This window comes from Vibrio mexicanus (genome assembly GCF_001012815.1).
In the GTDB taxonomy this organism is placed as follows: domain Bacteria; phylum Pseudomonadota; class Gammaproteobacteria; order Enterobacterales; family Vibrionaceae; genus Vibrio; species Vibrio mexicanus.
On the sequence record NZ_JYJP01000066.1, the window covers coordinates 19821 to 39176 of the forward strand.

At 45.1% G+C, this 19356-nt stretch carries 9 protein-coding genes and 5 pseudogenes; 6 read left to right on the top strand and 8 right to left on the bottom strand.

Features of this window, described 5'->3' with window-relative positions:
- Window positions 1-52 precede the first annotated feature (52 nt).
- Both glmS and UA76_RS09780 read right to left on the bottom strand, forming a co-directional pair.
- Window positions 53-1882, bottom strand: a complete 1830-nt coding sequence (glmS, locus tag UA76_RS09775) for a glutamine--fructose-6-phosphate transaminase (isomerizing) (protein WP_047045457.1) — start codon at window positions 1880-1882, stop codon at window positions 53-55.
- 70 nt (window positions 1883-1952) lie between these two features.
- Window positions 1953-2713: pseudogene (locus UA76_RS09780) on the bottom strand (DeoR/GlpR family DNA-binding transcription regulator).
- A 430-nt stretch (window positions 2714-3143) separates the two neighbouring features.
- On the opposite strand from UA76_RS09780, the gene pykF reads away from it, so the two are divergent.
- Window positions 3144-4556, top strand: coding sequence for a pyruvate kinase PykF (gene pykF / locus UA76_RS09785; protein ID WP_047045460.1), 1413 nt, complete (start codon window positions 3144-3146; stop codon window positions 4554-4556).
- A 147-nt stretch (window positions 4557-4703) separates the two neighbouring features.
- The gene (locus tag UA76_RS09790) at window positions 4704-5366 is read left to right on the top strand and encodes a GntR family transcriptional regulator (RefSeq protein ID WP_047045463.1); all 663 of its coding nucleotides are present in this window, start codon (window positions 4704-4706) and stop codon (window positions 5364-5366) included.
- A gap of 71 nt (window positions 5367-5437) precedes the next feature.
- Here UA76_RS09790 and UA76_RS09795 read toward each other — a convergent pair whose 3' ends face one another.
- From UA76_RS09795 to epd, 5 genes are all read right to left on the bottom strand, one after another.
- Window positions 5438-6100 carry an oxidative stress defense protein gene (locus UA76_RS09795; protein ID WP_420340913.1) on the bottom strand — a complete coding sequence of 221 codons (663 nt, stop codon included), beginning with the start codon at window positions 6098-6100 and terminating at the stop codon, window positions 5438-5440.
- Window positions 6101-6307: 207 nt separating this feature from the next.
- Window positions 6308-7174 carry a small-conductance mechanosensitive channel MscS gene (mscS, locus tag UA76_RS09800; RefSeq protein WP_047045468.1) on the bottom strand — a complete coding sequence of 289 codons (867 nt, stop codon included), beginning with the start codon at window positions 7172-7174 and terminating at the stop codon, window positions 6308-6310.
- A 332-nt stretch (window positions 7175-7506) separates the two neighbouring features.
- The gene (gene fbaA, locus UA76_RS09805; RefSeq protein ID WP_047045471.1) at window positions 7507-8583 is read right to left on the bottom strand and encodes a class II fructose-bisphosphate aldolase; all 1077 of its coding nucleotides are present in this window, start codon (window positions 8581-8583) and stop codon (window positions 7507-7509) included.
- A 174-nt stretch (window positions 8584-8757) separates the two neighbouring features.
- Window positions 8758-9918, bottom strand: coding sequence for a phosphoglycerate kinase (locus tag UA76_RS09810; RefSeq protein WP_047045474.1), 1161 nt, complete (start codon window positions 9916-9918; stop codon window positions 8758-8760).
- 155 nt (window positions 9919-10073) lie between these two features.
- Window positions 10074-11108 carry an erythrose-4-phosphate dehydrogenase gene (gene epd, locus UA76_RS09815; RefSeq protein WP_047045476.1) on the bottom strand — a complete coding sequence of 345 codons (1035 nt, stop codon included), beginning with the start codon at window positions 11106-11108 and terminating at the stop codon, window positions 10074-10076.
- A 294-nt stretch (window positions 11109-11402) separates the two neighbouring features.
- On the opposite strand from epd, the pseudogene ppk1 reads away from it, so the two are divergent.
- The 3 genes and pseudogenes from ppk1 to UA76_RS09830 form a co-directional block, all read left to right on the top strand.
- Window positions 11403-13493: pseudogene (gene ppk1, locus UA76_RS09820) on the top strand (polyphosphate kinase 1); the annotation flags it as partial.
- A gap of 97 nt (window positions 13494-13590) precedes the next feature.
- Window positions 13591-15077 (top strand): annotated as a pseudogene (ppx, locus tag UA76_RS09825) (exopolyphosphatase).
- A 164-nt stretch (window positions 15078-15241) separates the two neighbouring features.
- A complete protein-coding gene (locus UA76_RS09830; RefSeq protein WP_047045477.1) occupies window positions 15242-15478 on the top strand; it encodes a hypothetical protein in 237 nt (78 codons plus the stop codon).
- Window positions 15479-15536: 58 nt separating this feature from the next.
- Here the strand turns inward: UA76_RS09830 and tkt are convergent.
- Window positions 15537-17530 (bottom strand): annotated as a pseudogene (gene tkt / locus UA76_RS09835) (transketolase).
- A 587-nt stretch (window positions 17531-18117) separates the two neighbouring features.
- On the opposite strand from tkt, the pseudogene metK reads away from it, so the two are divergent.
- Window positions 18118-19271: pseudogene (metK, locus tag UA76_RS09840) on the top strand (methionine adenosyltransferase).
- Window positions 19272-19356 lie beyond the last annotated feature (85 nt).

A 19356-nucleotide genomic window follows, 5' to 3' on the forward strand; every position in this document is an offset into this window, starting at 1 on the left:
CAATCTGCTCGCCTTTTTGTCATCGCTCTTTGAGCTATTATGTCAAAGGAAGTTATTCTACAGTCACACTCTTAGCGAGGTTACGTGGCTGATCCACATCGGTACCTTTGATCAGGGCAACATAGTAAGACAGTAATTGCAGCGGTAACGTGTACACAATTGGCGCAATGAACTCGTCACAATGCGGTACATTTAGTACCTTCATTGTATCATCACTCTCAAATGCTGCTTGTGCATCGGCGAATACGTACATCAAACCACCACGTGCGCGAACTTCCTCTACATTTGATTTGAGCTTTTCTAACAGTTCATTGTTTGGAGCAACGACAATAACTGGCATCTCTGCATCAATAAGAGCAAGAGGCCCATGTTTAAGCTCACCAGCGGCATACGCTTCAGCGTGGATGTAAGAGATTTCTTTAAGCTTTAACGCTCCCTCCATCGCAATCGCAGATTGCTCTCCTCGCCCTAGGAACAATGAATGATTTTTGTCAGCAAAATCCTCGGCAAGCGCTTCAATTTGTTCTGCCATCGACAGAGTTTGCTCAATTTTTGCAGGCAAAGACTGCAACGCAGATACCAACTGAGCTTCTTGTTCAGAAGTCATCAAGTTAAAGTGCCCAATTGCACCAGCCAACATCAATAGCCCCGCGAGTTGAACTGTGAAGGCTTTAGTAGAAGCTACACCAATTTCAGCACCCGCTTTCATCATATACGACAAATCAGATTCACGTACCAATGATGACCCAGGCACGTTACAAATCGTTAGGCTCGCCATATAGCCCATCTCTTTTGCAAGACGCAGCGCAGCTAATGTATCAGCGGTTTCGCCAGACTGAGAAATTGTCACCAATAATGAGTTCTCAAACACATGAGACTTACGGTAACGAAACTCTGACGCAATCTCGACATTGCATGATACTCCTGCCCACTCTTCAAGCCAGTAGCGTGCAACCATTCCCGCATGATAACTGGTACCACAAGCAATGATCTGAACGTGCTTCACTTTGCTTAGCAAGTCTGGAGCGTTGTCACCAAAAATAGATGAGATAACTTGTCCATTCGCTAGACGCCCTTCTAGCGTGCGTTGAATTGCCACAGGTTGCTCATAAATCTCTTTTAGCATGTAGTGGCGGTACTCACCTTTATCGCCTGAATCATGCGAAACTTCTGACTCTTTCACCTCACGCTCAACACGTTCACCAGTGCTATCGTAAATCGACACTTCAAAACGGGTGACCTCCGCGACATCACCTTCTTCAAGGAAAGCAAAGCGGCGAGTGACAGGAAGAAGGGCTAGTTGGTCAGAGGCAATAAAATGTTCACCCATACCATAGCCAATGACCAGTGGGCTGCCTGAGCGTGCCACGACTACTCGGCTTGGATCTGCTTTATCAAACACCACTGTGCCGTAGGCACCTTCTAGTTGCTTAACCGTTTTCTGTAGCGCCTCAAGTAGCGAGTCGCTGGTGCGCAGTTCCCACTCAACTAAGTGAGCGATCACTTCGGTATCGGTTTGAGACTCAAACACATAACCGCGCTCAACTAGCAGCTCACGCAACACCTGATGGTTTTCAATAATGCCGTTATGCACAACGGCAATATTGCCCGACATATGTGGGTGAGCATTCACTTCAGATGGTTCACCGTGTGTCGCCCAACGTGTATGAGCGATCCCCGTACCGCCCGCGACTTGTTTCTTAGAAACCGCTTGAGCCAGTTCGTTCACTTTCCCTAGACGACGCAGGCGAGTCAGGTTTGATTGGCTATCGACGACTGCAACCCCCGCAGAGTCGTAACCTCGATACTCAAGCCTTCTTAGACCCTCAACTAGAATTTCTGCTACATCGCGTTGCGCTACTGCACCAACAATTCCACACATAGAGACACCTCTTCCTTATTTTTTATTATCCCAACAGGCAGCAAGCAAAGGCCATAAAGTGGGTAATTTATTACGCACAGATTACGGTAATACCGAGTGCTTCGATTTCTTGTTTATCTTCTGATTTGATATCTCGGTCTGTCACCAAGATATCGATACTGTCCCAACCCAATTCTAGATTTGGGATTTTGCGACCAATTTTGTCTGATTCGATCATCACAATGACTTCGCGGCAGACTTCGGCCATGACCTTGCTTAAACCAACTAACTCATTAAATGTAGTTGTTCCTCGCTAAGATCGATACCGTCCGCCCCAATAAATAGCTGATCAAAGTCGTATGAACGTAAAACCGACTCTGCAACTTGGCCTTGAAAAGATTCAGAATGCGTGTCCCAAGTGCCACCAGTCATTAGTAAAGTAGGCTCGTTTTCCAGCTCATTAAGCGCGTTCGCGACGTGCAACGAGTTGGTCATTACAACCAAGCCACGTTTGTGATTGAGTTGCTCAATTAAGGCCGCTGTTGTGCTACCGCTGTCGATCACAAGTCGATTGTGGTCTCGAATCAAGTTTGCAGCTAATTTTGCCAACTCTGACTTTCGCACTGAAACTTTTTTAGTCAATTCATCGTTAATCACTTCTTTCGGCAGTGCAATGGCACCGCCATAGCGCCTTAGTAATTGACCATTTTTCTCAAGTGATGCAAGATCCTTTCTAATTGTGACCTCTGAGGTTTCAAATTTGTTAGAAAGTTCCTCAACGCTCACTTCACCTTTATCATTAACTAAGTTAGAAATGGCGTGCCTTCTCAGCTGAGTATTTCGTTTCGACATTCATTAATCACAATTTAAGTTTCGATTTGAAACAAAGTGTAGTTGAATCGAAACTTATTTGTCCATTTATTTCGATCCAAAAAATTAATCTTTAGCGCAAAAACCTTGTCCTAAGACAATTCTTAAACAGTGATATTGGATTCATTCGGTGGTAGAATTCCCACCCGAAAAGAAACAAAATTACAGAATTGACCGTTATTTTTTTGCAATCTAACCCTTTTAGAGTGGTTAGGTCACAAAAAGTCTGGATTTGAGTGAAACTTATCAGTCATAAAATGACTTAATTTGATGAAAGACTTTCAGCCAAAACGTGAAAAATGGAACATCGCTTACTTCCTTAGCAGGCACAAAATGCTAAGCCAATAAGCCCTCATTTTGGCTCTGTAACCAACTTTCAAATTGTAACAATACTTACCGGAGAGTATCTTCCATGAAAAAGACCAAAATCGTTTGTACGATTGGCCCTAAAACTGAATCTGTTGAGAAACTAACTGAACTTGTAAATGCAGGCATGAACGTAATGCGCCTGAACTTTTCTCACGGTGACTTTGCAGAGCACGGCACTCGTATTGCGAACTTCCGTAAAGTAATGGAAGAGAAAGGCGAGCAACTTGCTATCCTTCTAGACACTAAAGGTCCAGAAATCCGCACAATCAAACTAGAAAACGGCGACGACGTTGATCTAGTCGCTGGTCAAGAATTCACTTTCACAACTGACGCTTCAGTTGTAGGTAACAAAAACACTGTTGCTGTAACTTACCCAGGCTTCGCTGCTGACCTAGCAGCGGGTAACACTATCCTAGTTGATGACGGCCTAATCGAGATGGAAGTTATCGCAACAACTGAAACTGAAGTTAAGTGTAAAGTTCTTAACAACGGTGCTCTAGGCGAAAACAAAGGTGTTAACCTTCCAGGCGTTTCTGTTCAACTTCCTGCACTATCTGAAAAAGATAAAGCTGATCTTAAATTCGGTTGTGAGCAAGGCGTTGACTTCGTTGCTGCTTCTTTCATCCGTAAAGAAGAAGACGTTAAAGAAATCCGCGAGCTTCTAAACGCAAACGGCGGCGAGAACATCCACATCATCTCTAAGATCGAAAACCAAGAAGGTGTTGATAACTTCGACGCTATTCTAGAAGCTTCTGACGGCATCATGGTTGCTCGTGGTGACCTAGGTGTTGAAATCCCAGCTGAAGAAGTAATCTTCGCTCAGAAGATGATGATCGAGAAGTGTAACCGTGCACGTAAGATGGTTATCACTGCAACTCAAATGCTTGACTCTATGATCAGCAACCCACGTCCAACTCGTGCAGAAGCGGGTGACGTTGCGAACGCAATCATGGACGGTACTGACGCAGTAATGCTTTCTGGTGAAACTGCTAAAGGTAAGTACCCAGTAGAAGCGGTAACTATCATGGCTCAAATCGCGAACCGTACTGATTCAGCTCTAAAAGCTGAGCTAGGTTCTCGTCTAGACAGCCCACGTCTACGCATCACTGAAGCAGTATGTAAAGGCGCAGTAGACACAGCTGAGAAACTAGCTGCTCCTTTAATCGTTGTTGCTACTGAGGGTGGTAAGTCTGCACGTTCTGTACGTAAGTACTTCCCAACTGCAAACATCCTAGCACTGACAACTAACGAGAAGACAGCTGCACAACTAGTACTAACTAAAGGTGTTAAGCCAGTACTTGTTGACTCTATCGAAAGCACTGATGCGTTCTACCTAAGCGGTAAAGAGATTGCTCTACAATCTGGCCTGGGTAACAAAGGTGACATCGTTGTTATGGTTTCTGGTGCTCTAGTTGCTTCAGGTACTACTAACACTGCATCTGTACACGTTCTTTAATAGAGCTTGTAAATTGCATATAAAAAGAGGGCATTAGCCTCTTTTTTTGTGTCTCAAATAAGCAAAAGGCATGACACACCCTTTATTAATGGTATATTGTTCCGTTATGTACGGATGTTTAGCAGTATACTGTTACAGAGGAATAAAATGTCTAGCCCCACTCTTGCCGATAAGGTCTCACAGATCATCTATAGTGACATACTCAATGGTGAGCTTGCTCCAGGACAAAAACTCGTAGTTGCCGAGTTAAAGGAGAAGTACCAAGTAGGTGCCTCCCCAATTCGAGAAGCTCTCGTCCAACTTTCATGGCAAAAGTGTATTGAGTTCAAACCACAAAAAGGCTGCTGGGTAGCCAACACCTGCTTTGATGAACTTCAAGACTTACTAACAAGCCTCCAAGCTATTTTCCCTCCCCTTATCAAACAATCTATTGCAGCCAAAAACCACGATTGGGAACGTAAGTTACTTCAGGCTTACCATCAATTGGCGAGGCTCCAGAATCCAAATCAAGCCGGTATTAAAGTCTGGTTAGAAGGTATTGATGAGTTCTACCAAGCGCTGCTGGATGGCTGCGAGACGCAGACGCTATATGAATTTTGTACCACGATCATCAAACGCTTGATGCGCTATCGCTACCTAGCATTACGATACAACGTGGAGGATTCCTCAAGCATTACTGACTTCGACGCCATCCTTCGATTTGCTCTTAACAAGCAATCTGATGACGTGATTGGTAAGATCAAGAGCATCATTGAAAAAGACCAACAAAGAATGGTTCGCGCACTGACTGAGCTTAATCATCAAAGCTAACGTCCTGAATTTTTACTTTACCAAATAATAAAGGCTTGCCAATGGCAAGCCTTTTTCAATCTTGAATCCGATCAGTCCAACTGATAAATGACGTCGACTCGATCACGAATGATCAATGTTGAGTCTTGATAGCTATTCGATTCCGTTGCCGCGTCCATCGCCATCGCACGCATCATCACAGGTTGGCTGTGTTGCATGTTGTAGTTGATCTTCCAAACATCCCCTAGCTGACGCTCAAACCCTTCAGCCAGTGCACTCGCTTTATAGTTGGCATCTTTGATCGCTGCGAGTCTAGCTCGATCTTGGTACTTCGCCTGATCTTTCACTTTAAGTTCAATACTGTCGACTTGGTTAATACCTTGCTTCAAAGCAATATCGAGATAGCTATTGAGCTTAGCCAGTTCTTGAACCGTCACTGTCACTGAGCGGCTAGCTCGATAGCCCACCAGCTCTGGCTGACCTTTCTTTGGATAATGATACTGAGGCGCAATGGAGAGATTAGAACTCTTAATACTGTCATTAGATACGCCAGCAGCTTTTAGGCTTGCAAGGAAGCCATCAATGGTGCGATCGACGGTCTGCTTCGCCTGCTCAGCAGTTAATGTTGTCTCGACAACTTTAACTTTGAATACAGCCATGTCAGGTGTCGCCACCACTTCACCATAGCCGGTTGTGGCAATATGCGGGAACTCTGGGCTTTGCGCCATTACGGTAGCAGGTACAGACAGACTCATGACAGTGAGGACAAGGGGAGAGAAAACCTTCATTCGAACAAACCTTATACAAACAAGACTTAAATATAATAGAAGTAAGACGCTTCAAGACCAGAAAAATTCCCAGAAATGACATAAGTCTGACTTAAGAAATTCTATAAATAGGCTCGATATTTCAATAAAAAAGCGAGGCATTGCCTCGCTTTTTCAACTTATTCACGTAATGAACTAAGATTCCACTTTGTTCAAATGAACGTCCATTTGTGGGAATGGGATCTCAATACCTTCTGCATCCAGCGCTTCTTTAATCGCTTGCAGAGAATCAAAATAAACATCCCAGTAATCGGCTGTTTTCACCCAAGGGCGAACCACGAAGTTTACCGAAGAGTCAGCCAGCGCAACCACACCAATCGTCGTACCTGGCTCTTTAAGAATACGCTCATCCGCCTCAAGCACTTTCGCGATTACTTCTTTGGTCTTCTTCAGATCCGCACCGTAAGAAACACCAATCACGTGGTCAATACGACGCGTCTCATGACGAGAGTAGTTCGTGATCGGGCTACCGATAACGCTGCCATTCGGCACCACAACCATCTTATTATCTGGAGTTGTTAGAATCGTTTGGAAAATTTGGATTGAATCAACAGAGCCAGCAACACCACCAATCTCTACATAGTCACCTGATTTGAATGGGCGGAAGCCAACAATCAATACACCTGCTGCAAAGTTTGATAGTGAACCTTGAAGAGCTAAACCAATCGCAAGACCAGCAGCACCAATCACAGCAACAACTGAAGCAGTTTGAACGCCTAATCGGCCTAACGCTGCAATCAATACGATAACAAACAAAGTGTAGCGAACTAAGCCATGGATAAACTCAATAACTGCTTTGTCCATCTTCTTCTTGTTAAGTACCTTAGCAACGCTATTTGCCACTGCCTTAACTACGATGTTACCGATGAATAGAATAAGCAGGGCAGAAAAAATATTCACACCATACTGAACGAGCAAATCAGAATTATTCGTTAGCCAGCTCTCAGCCTGTTCAATTCCATCGATTAACGGGGTTTCCAAGCCCACTGATTCTTCAGCCATAAAAAGCATCCTCTATACGTAACGACTCAAAAAATGTGTTGCCTGAACTTCGATAGTTTTCCAGGCACTATTATTGACATGTTCAATCTATGCCAAGATTTCGGCACAATATCTTATCTGTAACAATTTGCAAAGTAAGAGTTATGTGAGAAATAGCATAAGCTTAGATTGCCATACTCTTTTAACATCAAACCATTACAGGTTACGCAATGCATTTACATTTCGCTAGCATTTTTATGACTAACTTAGAGCATTTAAAGGCGATTCTCAGGTACAAAAAAACCCGCCATAAGGCGGGTTTTCAAAACTGAGTAACGTTTATAATCGAGTGATTATAGTACGTCTACTGCGTTTAGGTCAGCGAATGCTTGCTCTAGACGTGCAACCATTGAAGTTTGACCAGCACGTAGCCATACGCGTGGATCGTAGAACTTCTTGTTTGGCTGATCTTCACCTTTAGGGTTACCGATTTGGCCTTGTAGGTAATCAAAGTTCTCAGCAGAGTACTTACGGATACCGTCCCAAGTTGCCCACTGTGTATCAGTATCGATGTTCATTTTGATAACACCGTAGCCGATAGACTCAGTGATCTCTTCTTGAGAAGAACCAGAACCACCGTGGAATACGAAGTTTAGAGCGTTAGGTGCGATACCAAACTTCTCTGCACAGTATGCTTGAGAATCACGTAGGATAGTTGGAGTTAGTACAACGTTACCTGCTTGGTAAACACCATGTACGTTACCGAAAGATGCAGCGATAGTGAAACGTGGGCTAACAGCGCTTAGTTTCTCGTATGCGTATGCAACGTCTTCTGGAGAAGTGTAAAGCTCAGAAGCGTCCATATCAGAGTTATCAACGCCGTCTTCTTCACCACCAGTACAACCAAGTTCAATCTCGATTGTCATGTTCATTTTAGCCATGCGCTCTAGGTACTTAGCACATGTTTCGATGTTCTCTTCTAGAGACTCTTCAGAAAGGTCTAGCATATGAGAAGAGAATAGAGGCTTACCAGTTTGAGCGAAGAACTCTTCACCCGCATCTAGAAGACCGTCGATCCATGGAAGAAGTTTCTTAGCAGCGTGGTCAGTGTGTAGGATAACTGGAACACCGTAAGCTTCAGCAACAGCGTGTACGTATTTAGCACCTGCTACAGCACCAAGGATTTGAGCGCCTTGACCTTCAAGTTTAACGCCTTTACCAGCGAAGAAAGCTGCACCGCCGTTAGAGAACTGAACAACAACTGGAGACTTAACTTTAGCTGCTGCTTCTAGTACTGCGTTTACAGAGTCAGTACCAACAACGTTTACTGCAGGAAGAGCAAATTTGTTCTCTTTTGCTACTTCAAAAACTTTCTGTACGTCATCACCAGAGATAACACCTGGTTTTACAAAATCGAAGATCTTAGACATGGATGTAATCCTATTTTACTGTCATTTAGAAAAATTGTTCGTTTTAAAAATATAAAACTGATTAAGTTTAAATTTTTGCAAACGTTTGCTCACAACGTGCGCTATTCTAGCAAAAAAATGTGATGTGCAGCAAACAAGAAAGCGGGAGAATTTCTTCCCCCGCTTTATGCGTAATTACTTAGCGCGCTCTTCTAGCATTGCAACTGCAGGAAGTACTTTACCTTCAACAAACTCAAGGAAAGCACCGCCGCCAGTAGAGATGTAAGAAACATCTGCTTTGATACCGAACTTGTCGATAGCGGCTAGCGTGTCACCACCACCTGCTACAGAGAAACCTGCAGACTCAGCGATTGCTTTAGAGATACCTGCAGTGCCTGCTTCGAAGTTCTTGAACTCGAATACACCTACTGGGCCATTCCAAAGGATAGTTTTAGCGTTGCCGATGATTTCAGCCAGTGCTGCCGTTGAATCTGGACCTAGGTCGAAGATCATGTCGTCGTCTGCAACGTCTGCAACGTTCTTGATTTCAGCTTCTGCGTTCTCGTCGAATGCTTTTGCACATGCAACGTCAGTTGCTACTGGGATAGAACACTCTTTCATTAGTTTCTGCGCAGTTTCAACTAGGTCTGCTTCGTATAGAGACTTACCTACGTTGTGACCTTCAGCTGCGATGAATGTGTTCGCGATACCGCCACCAACAACAAGTTGGTCAGCAACTTTAGATAGAGATTCTAGAACTGTTAGTTTAGTAGAAACTTTAGAACCACCAACGATAGCCACTAGTGGACGCTCTGGGTTGTCCATTGCTTTACCTAGTGCTTCTAGTTCAGCTGCTAGTAGAGGACCAGCACACGCTACAGGCGCGTTCATGCCAACACCGTGAGTAGACGCTTGAGCACGGTGAGCCGTACCGAATGCATCCATTACGAAGATGTCACATAGTGCTGCGTATTTCTTAGAAAGCTCTTCTTCGTTCTTCTTTTCGCCTTTGTTGAAACGAACGTTTTCAAGAACAACAAGCTCACCTGTGTTCAGCTCAAGACCTTCTAGGTAGTCTTTTGCTAGTTTAACGTCGCAGTCTAGTGCGTCGTTTAGGTAGTTAACTACTGGTTGTAGAGAGAACTCTTCCGCGTACTCACCTTCAGTTGGACGGCCTAGGTGTGAAGTAACCATTACTTTAGCGCCTGCTTCTAGGCAGTGCTTGATTGTTGGTAGAGATGCAAGAATACGAGCATCTGAAGTTACTTTACCGTCTTTAACTGGAACGTTTAGATCAGCACGGATGAATACACGTTTACCTGCTAGATCCAGGTCAGTCATCTTGATTACAGACATGGTTTGTCCTCTCAACTATTTAATAATTAAAGTTTTTGGAAACCCGGCAACCTTGCCGAGCCTATTAATTCGTCAAACTGCTTATTGATATGGAGATAAGCCATAATTATTTCAAGGTCAAAAATAATTATTTCTCCTGCATCCGTTCCTTCTTCCTACGGTTCGGGTTGAGATGCATGCATCGCTAATGCGGTGTCTAACATACGATTGGCAAAGCCCCATTCGTTGTCACACCAAACTAGCATTTTAACTAGATGTCCATTGCTCACTCGTGTTTGTGAACCATCGACGATCGCACTGTGTGGATCATGATTAAAGTCGATAGAAACGAGCGGCGCTTCAGTATAGTCAACAATGTCATGTAATGTACACTGGGACGCCTTAACAATGGTTTGATTTACGTCATTAACTTTCACATTTGTATTAATTGTGACACTTAAATCCATCGCTGTCACATTTACGGTCGGCACACGTACCGAAATCGCCTCAAATTTGTTGGAAAATTTCGGAAATATTCTTTCGATACCTTTGTGAAGTTTTGTATCCACCGGAATGATGGATTGGCTTGCCGCGCGAGTTCGACGCAAATCGGAGTGATACGCATCGATGACCTGCTGGTCATTCATCGAAGAGTGAATAGTCGTAATGGTACCGGAATCAATGCCGAAGGCTTCATCAAGTACTTTGATGATAGGAACAATACAGTTGGTGGTGCATGAGCCATTAGAGACAATACGATGCTCATCCACCAGCGTTTCATGATTCACACCGTAGATGATGGTGTTATCAAGATCATTTGCGCCTGGGTGAGAGAACAGAACTTTATTCGCACCTGCTTCAATATGAGCTAAGCCATCAGCACGGCAACCATATACACCCGTGCAGTCCAACACGATATCAACCTCAAGGTCACGCCAAGGCAGCAGGCTAATATCTTCCAGATGGAGGATGCGAACGGTATCGAATTCAGATTGATCGTGATGGATGTAGATATGCTCTTGGTCATGAGAGATCTTTTTAGCGAATCGACCATGGCTACTGTCATATTGCAGCAAGTGAGCCATGGCATCAGGTTGCGCCAATTCATTGACCGCCACCACTTTAATGTCGTGATTTTTGCCACTCTCATAGACAGCACGCAAAACGTTGCGCCCTATTCGTCCAAAGCCATTAATCGCTATTTTCAGCATCATACATCCCTAATTCCGTGCTAGAAGCGCATAATAACGGATTACCCTCTCTATCGCACGCTTGTTCGACCCTGATCTGATGATATTTCAGTCAGCTTCTTCTACTCTTTTAGTAGTACTAGCGAATCTAAATTAGAGCTTTTAGATCACACTCCATCATTCGGGTTTGCGAGAGAGACCAATAAAATATTGAACGAGTTATGAAAAATGTTTCACTGAAATATTTTTGTCATCAAACGGTTATATTTTTTATCTAGGACTCCCCCATCCTTACCAAGAGACAAAATAGCCACCATGAAAACAGAAAAACTATACGTCGAAAAGGAACTCAGTTGGCTCTCGTTTAATGAACGGGTTCTACAAGAAGCGTCAGATAAAACCGTTCCTCTTATTGAACGGGTGCGCTTTCTCGGCATTTTTTCTAACAACCTTGATGAGTTTTATAAAGTTCGCTTTGCCAACGTCAAACGTCGCATCTTGATCAGCCAAGAGCAAGGCGAAGCCAAACGCTCAAAACAACTGCTTTCACGCATGCAAACCAAAGCGATGAAACTCAATGAACAGTTCGACAACGTCTACACCGAACTGCTTAGCGAAATGGCAAGACGTCGAATCTTCCTCGTCAATGAAACTCAGCTATCAGAACCGCAAAAAAAGTGGCTACAGAAATACTTCCATAAAGAGATCAAGCCGCATATCACGCCACTGATCATGACTGAAGAAATCGATGTTCTTCAATTTCTTAAAGACGAATACGCGTACCTGTCTGTCGAAGTAAAAAAAGGCGAAGAAACGCTTTATGTCTTGTTGGAAGTTCCGACTGACCATAGCTCGCGCTTTATCATGGTGCCCGAGCAAAAAGGCAAAGGCCGCAAGACCATTATCCTGATTGATAACGTGATTCGACTCTGCCTAGATGAGCTATTAAAAGGCGTGTTCGATTACGACGAGATCAACTGCTATTCAATGAAGATGACTCGCGATGCAGAATACGATCTCAGCAATGAAGTAGAATTCAGTCTATTAGATCAGATGTCAGAAGGTATCGAACAGCGCCTCACCGCCATGCCCGTGCGTTTTGTGTATGAGCGCGGCATGCCGACCAAAATGCTCGATTACCTATGTAGAAAACTGCAAATCTCGAACTATGACAGTATGATCGCAGGCGGACGATACCAAAATTTTAAAGATTTCATCGCCTTTCCTAACGTCGGCCGCGACTACCTAGAAAACAAACCATTACCACCGTTCACCTCGGCGGCTTTTGACGGGCACGCAAGCGCGTTTGACGCCATCAAGGCGCAAGACATTTTGCTCTACTATCCGTACCACACGTTCGATCATATCACTGAGTTCGTTAGGCAAGCCTCTTTCGACCCTAAGGTACGCAGTATTCGCATCAACATTTACCGCGTGGCTAAAAATTCCAAGCTGATGAACTCACTCATCGATGCGGTACATAACGGCAAGACCGTGACTGTTGTGGTCGAGCTGCAAGCTCGTTTCGACGAAGAAGCCAACATCAACTGGTCGAAGCGACTCGTCGATGCCGGCGTTCGGGTAACCTTTGGTGCGCCGGGCCTTAAAATCCACTCCAAGTTACTGCTTATCAGTCGCCGCGAAGACGATGGTATTAAGTACTACGCCCACATCGGTACGGGTAACTTCCATGAAAAAACCGCTCGTATTTATACGGACTTTTCACTACTCACCGCCAAACAAGAGATCACGCAAGAAGTACGAGACGTGTTTACCTATATAGAGCAACCCTATCGACCAGTCGATTTTAAACAGCTGATTGTGTCGCCGAAGAACTCTCGAGACAGCCTCTATGCTCTGATCGACCGTGAAATAGATAACGCTAATGCGGGTTTGCCGTCAGGTATCACCCTAAAAGTGAACAATTTAGTCGATAAAGGCCTAATCAATCGTTTATATCAAGCGAGTGAAGCCGGTGTGAAAGTACGAGCGATCATCCGTGGCATGTGTTCGCTTATTCCAGGTCTTGAAGGTGTTAGCTCAAACATTACGGTCACCAGTATTGTCGATCGTTTCCTAGAGCACCCTCGAGTTTCCATCTTTGAAAACGGCGGAACGCCCGAAGTGTATATCTCTTCAGCAGACTGGATGACGCGTAACATTGATCGCCGTATTGAAGTCGCTACTCCAATTCTCGATCCCACCATTCGCGAGCAGATCATCAACCTGATCGATATTCAATTGCGTGACACAGTCAAAGCGCGATGGATCGACAAAGAGATGAGCAATACTTACGTACCACGTGGGAATAAACGTAAGATCCGCTCCCAAGTAGAAATCTACAATTACCTCAAACAGTGTGAGAAAACAGCGCGAAAGCTGCAGAAGTACAGTGCGAGCTCTACGAAAAATGCGCAAAAAAGCACAGAAAAGGGCGAGACAGACGATCCGGCACAGACTACAGTTGAGGAAAGATCGAAAACGCGAGTAGATTTAAACACCAATGTCTGAAAACAAACATATCGCTGCCATTGACTTAGGTTCCAACAGCTTCCATCTCGTCGTGGCCAAAGTGGTCAATGGTGACGTACAGATTGTCAGCCGCCACAAACAAAGAGTCCGTTTGGCATCTGGACTTGATAGTCAAAGTAACCTGAGTTCCGCATCAATACAGCGCGGACTCGACTGTTTAGCTCAGTTTGCCCAACGACTGGAAGGATTGGAGATCGATGATGTTCGTATTGCGGCCACTCATACCCTTCGGGTGGCCAACAATGCCCATATTTTTCTCAGCCGTGCAGCCACTATCCTGCCCTACCCAATTGAAATCATCTCAGGTACTGAAGAGGCGCGCCTCATCTATTCAGGGGTTACCCACACGCAAATCGAAGCACGTAACAAATTGGTGGTCGATATCGGCGGCGGCAGTACAGAGATCACCATAGGTAAAAAGCTCACTCCGATTATATTGAGCAGCAAAGCGATGGGCTGTGTCAGCTACACGCATAAGTTTTTCGACAATGGCAAAATCACTCGCAAAGCGATCAAACATGCCATGCTCGCGGTCAGTCAAAACCTCGACAGCACCAAGTCCAAATACATGAAAACGGGGTGGGATGTCGCCCTGTGCTCATCGGGCACCGCCAAAGCTATCCGAGATGTCTTGATGGGGTTGGGATATGAGGATGGCATTATCACTCAGTCTCGCCTTGATGAGCTGATTGAATTGCTCGTCGAGTTCAAAACCATCGAAACCATTAAACTCAGTAAGCTCAGTGAGGATCGCCAACCCGTATTCGTTGCTGGCGTAGTGATCTTACTGGCCATTATGCGCGAGTTTGAAATTGAAGAGATGCACTTTTCGAGCGGCGCATTACGTGAAGGCATTCTCTATGAGATGGACGACCAGCTTCATCGTTCCGATATACGTATGCGAACAGCGGAATCTCTGGCTGCAAGACACGCTGTTGAAGTCGATCATGCTAAAACTGTCAAAGAGACGGCAATGTCACTGCTTCAACAAGGGCTAGAAACTGTCAGCATCAAAAAAAAGAAGGAGCTTACGCAACTGCTGGGCTGGAGTGCTTTACTTCATGAGGTTGGCCTGAGTATTCATCATCAGGCTACCATAAACACTCAGCCTACCTGCTCAGGCATTCCTACATGCCAGGTTTCAACAATGAACAGCAATTGCTGCTATCAGTTCTTGCCCGATTCCACCGCAAGTCGTTAAAACTTCAAGAGCTACCTAGTTTTTATTTGTATCGGGAGCAAGACATTATTTTTTTAATCCGAATCCTACGTCTCGCCGTTTTGCTCAATCACTCACGCGACGATAGCAAAGAGGTGAAACTCTCTATCTCAGAAAGCACATGGCACATTGAATTTGAAGAAGAAGTGAAACGATCCGAAGTGTTGAAAGCTGATATCGACAATGAACACCAATTTCTATCTAAGCACGATTGGGGATTAACGTCGAACCTGATATAGAGACTTATTGCATAGAACTATCATTCACCATAGATATGGGTCGCAAGTTTTATGTATCAACATGACTCACTAGACTGATTTCACATACCTTGAACAGTGTGAGCAGTAACTACCGAACTTTTGGCGGTTTTTCCTAACGTTTTTCAACCAGAAGGAAAGTAGCTATGACAGGATATCCTGCAACTCACCATTGTAATCAGTGTAAGGAACAAACTCCTCATCGTGAGATTTTGGTAAGAAAACCGAGTGAATATGATGGCGACACAAGTCCTCTCGGTCGCGTGAAGCTTTTTGTCAGCAGCGTCATTAATGGCGGTCATTATTACAACATGGACAGATACGTCACGTGTCAGGTGTGTGGTACTAAAGAGCTAGACAACAAAGGAAACGAGTTCGAATAACACAAAAAAGCCGAAGTCCTAGGACTTCGGCTTTGTCTTTTCAGTATTCGTTTAACGATTAAGCCAGTAGCTCTTTCGCTGTGTTTACTACGTTCTCAGTCGTAAAGCCGAACATCTTGAATAGTTCACCTGCAGGCGCAGATTCACCAAATGTTGTCATACCGATGATACGGCCGTCGAAACCAACGTACTTGTACCAGTAATCCGCAATACCCGCTTCTACTGCGATACGAGCAGTCACATCAGAAGGCAGTACAGATTCACGGTAAGCCGCGTCTTGCTTGTCGAATGCATCCGTAGATGGCATTGAAACAACGCGTACTTTCTTACCTTCCGCAGTCAGTTCAGCAGCTGCGTTAACCGCTAGCTCAACTTCTGAACCTGTCGCGATAAGAATTAGCTCAGGCTGACCTTCACAATCTTTCAGGATGTAAGCACCTTTTGCGATGTCAGCTACTTGTGCCGCGTCGCGATCTTGCTGAGGAAGGTTTTGACGTGAGAAGATCAAAGAGGTCGGGCCATCTTTGCGCTCGATTGCCAGTTTCCATGCTACTGCAGATTCAACCTGGTCACATGGACGCCATGTGCTCATGTTTGGCGTAACACGTAGAGAAGCCATTTGCTCAACCGGTTGGTGAGTTGGGCCATCTTCGCCTAGGCCGATAGAATCGTGCGTGTAAACTTGGATGTTCTGAATCTTCATCAGAGCCGCCATGCGCATTGCGTTACGAGCGTATTCCATAAACATTAGGAACGTTGCGCCGTAAGGAACAAAACCGCCGTGTAGAGCGATACCGTTCATGATAGCTGTCATACCAAATTCACGTACACCGTAGTGGATGTAGTTACCTGAGAAGTCGTTTGCTTCTAGAGACTTAGAACCAGACCACATTGTTAGGTTAGAAGGCGCTAGGTCAGCAGAGCCACCCATGAACTCTGGCAGCATTTGACCGAACGCTTCTAGTGCATTTTGAGATGCTTTACGTGATGCGATGTTTGCAGGGTTTGCTTGAAGATCAGCAATGATTTGAGTTGCTTTCTCTTCCCACTCTGCTGGTAGTTCACCGTTGATACGACGCTTAAGCTCTGCTGCTTCTGCAGGGTAAGCCGCTGCGTACGCGTCGAACTTCGCGTTCCAAGCCGCTTCTTTTTCAGTGCCTGCCGCTTTCGCATCCCACTCAGCGTATACATCTGCAGGGATTTCAAATGCTGGGTGTTCCCAACCTAGGAATTCACGCGCTGCTGCGATTTCTTCTGCACCTAGTGGTGCACCGTGACAGTCGTGTGAACCTGATTTGTTTGGCGAACCAAAACCGATAATAGTTTTAGTACAGATAAGTGTCGGACGAGGATCTGCCTTTGCTGCTTCAATTGCTGCGTTGATTGCGTCAGCATCGTGACCATCTACAGCAGGGATTACGTGCCAGCCGTAAGATTCAAAACGCTTAGGTGTATCATCAGAGAACCAACCTTCGACGTGACCGTCGATTGAGATGCCGTTGTCATCCCAGAATGCGATCAGTTTGCCTAGGCCTAGTGTACCAGCAAGAGAACATGCCTCGTGCGAGATACCTTCCATTAGACAGCCATCACCCATGAACACGTAAGTAAAGTGATCAACGATGTCGTGGCCTTCTTTATTGAACTGAGCCGCTAGTGCTTTCTCAGCCATTGCCATACCAACGCGTTAGTGATGCCTTGACCTAGAGGGCCCGTTGTTGTCTCGATACCTGGTGCGTAGCCGTACTCTGGGTGACCTGGAGTCTTAGAGTGAAGCTGACGGAAGTTTTTCAGATCATCGATAGATAGCTCATAACCGCTCAGGTGCAGTAGAGAATAGATCAGCATTGAACCGTGGCCGTTTGATAGTACAAAACGGTCGCGATCAGCCCACTCTGGGTTTGCAGGGTTGTGGTTTAGGTGAGAACGCCAAAGAACTTCAGCGATATCCGCCATACCCATAGGTGCGCCTGGGTGGCCAGAGTTTGCTTGTTGTACGCCGTCCATGCTTAGAGCGCGGATTGCGTTAGCGAGGTGTTTACGAGAAGACATGTCTGCTCCTGAGTGCATTAAGCGAATTAGTATGCCCAAGTGACTTCAAGATACAGGATTCAGAGCGTGGTCACTGGTTCAAGTTCAAGGCAAATGACGCAGCGGAATAACACTTTCTTTCCAAGTCATTTAACGTAGAAATTGAACCAGTGAACCGCTCCCGAAGGGCGAGTTTGCCTATCTCGCACACTTTGTTAACGCTTCTCAATTTAGAACCACTAGATTGTCGAATCGTTGCCGCGTTTGCAAAATAGGCAATTCTCGCTGAACCACGTATCTTGAAGTTACTTGGGTATAAGGTACATTTAGTGCGCGATATTCTCTCAAAGCGCATGATTCACTGCAAACGATTTACTGGCAGTTTTTTGCCTATTCTGCTTATTTTTGCGCTTTTTTGTTCAAGGTCGCTCTTTTTCCTCTCTTTGTGCGCAAACGTTTGGTTATCACTTATCACAAAAAAGAGCTTGTAATTCAAACAATGAAAATTAGAATAGACGTCTAGATGTAGAAACACCTACAAAATTAATGTTATTCATTACACTGAATAAATGCGATTCAGCGTAAAACCTATTTAAAGTGGAGCTCTCATGGCTAAGCACCTATTCACTTCTGAGTCTGTTTCAGAAGGCCATCCAGATAAAATTGCAGACCAAATTTCTGATGCTGTTCTTGATGCCATCCTAGAACAAGATCCAAAAGCTCGCGTAGCGTGCGAAACTTACGTTAAAACCGGTATGGTTATGGTTGGCGGTGAAGTTACTACTTCTGCATGGGTTGATATCGAAGAGATCACTCGTGAAACTGTGCGTGAAATCGGCTACGTTCACTCTGACATGGGCTTCGATGCAGATTCTTGTGCTGTACTGAACACTATCGGTAAGCAATCTCCAGACATCAACCAAGGTGTTGATAAAGCCGATCCGAAAGAGCAAGGTGCTGGTGACCAAGGTATCATGTTCGGTTACGCGACAAACGAAACTGAAATCCTAATGCCTGCGCCAATTACTTACTCTCACCGTCTTGTACAAAAGCAAGCGGAAGTGCGTAAAAACGGCTCACTTCCATGGTTGCGCCCTGATGCAAAATCTCAGGTAACATTCCAATACGACCAAGGTAAGATTGTTGGTATCGACGCGGTCGTTCTTTCAACTCAGCACTGCGATTCAATCTCGACTCCTGATCTTCGCGAAGCGTTATGGAAGAGATCATCAAGCCAGTACTTCCTTCAGAGTGGATCAACAAAGACACTAACTTCTTCATCAACCCAACCGGCCGTTTCGTAATCGGTGGCCCAATGGGTGACTGTGGTCTTACTGGTCGTAAGATCATCGTAGATACTTACGGTGGCGCAGCACGTCACGGTGGTGGTGCTTTCTCTGGTAAAGATCCATCGAAAGTAGACCGCTCTGCAGCATACGCAGCACGTTACGTAGCGAAAAACATCGTAGCGGCTGGCATGGCTGACCGTTGTGAAATCCAACTTTCTTACGCAATTGGTGTAGCGGATCCAACATCTATCATGGTTGAGACGTTTGGTACTGAGAAAGTTCCTCACGAAGTCATCATTGAAGCGGTTCGTCAGAACTTCGATCTTCGTCCATACGGCCTTCAAGAGATGCTTAACCTGCTTCAACCTATCTACAAGCAGACTGCAGCATACGGCCACTTCGGTCGTGAAGAGTTCCCATGGGAAGCGACAGACAAAGCAGCACTTCTGCGTGAGTTCGCTGGCATCAAATAATCGACCAGCTAGAAAAATATCAGCCTCGCCTTTTGGCGGGGGCTTTTTTTTGGTTCATCGCGCTTTCCGGGGAAAGCCGCTTTTA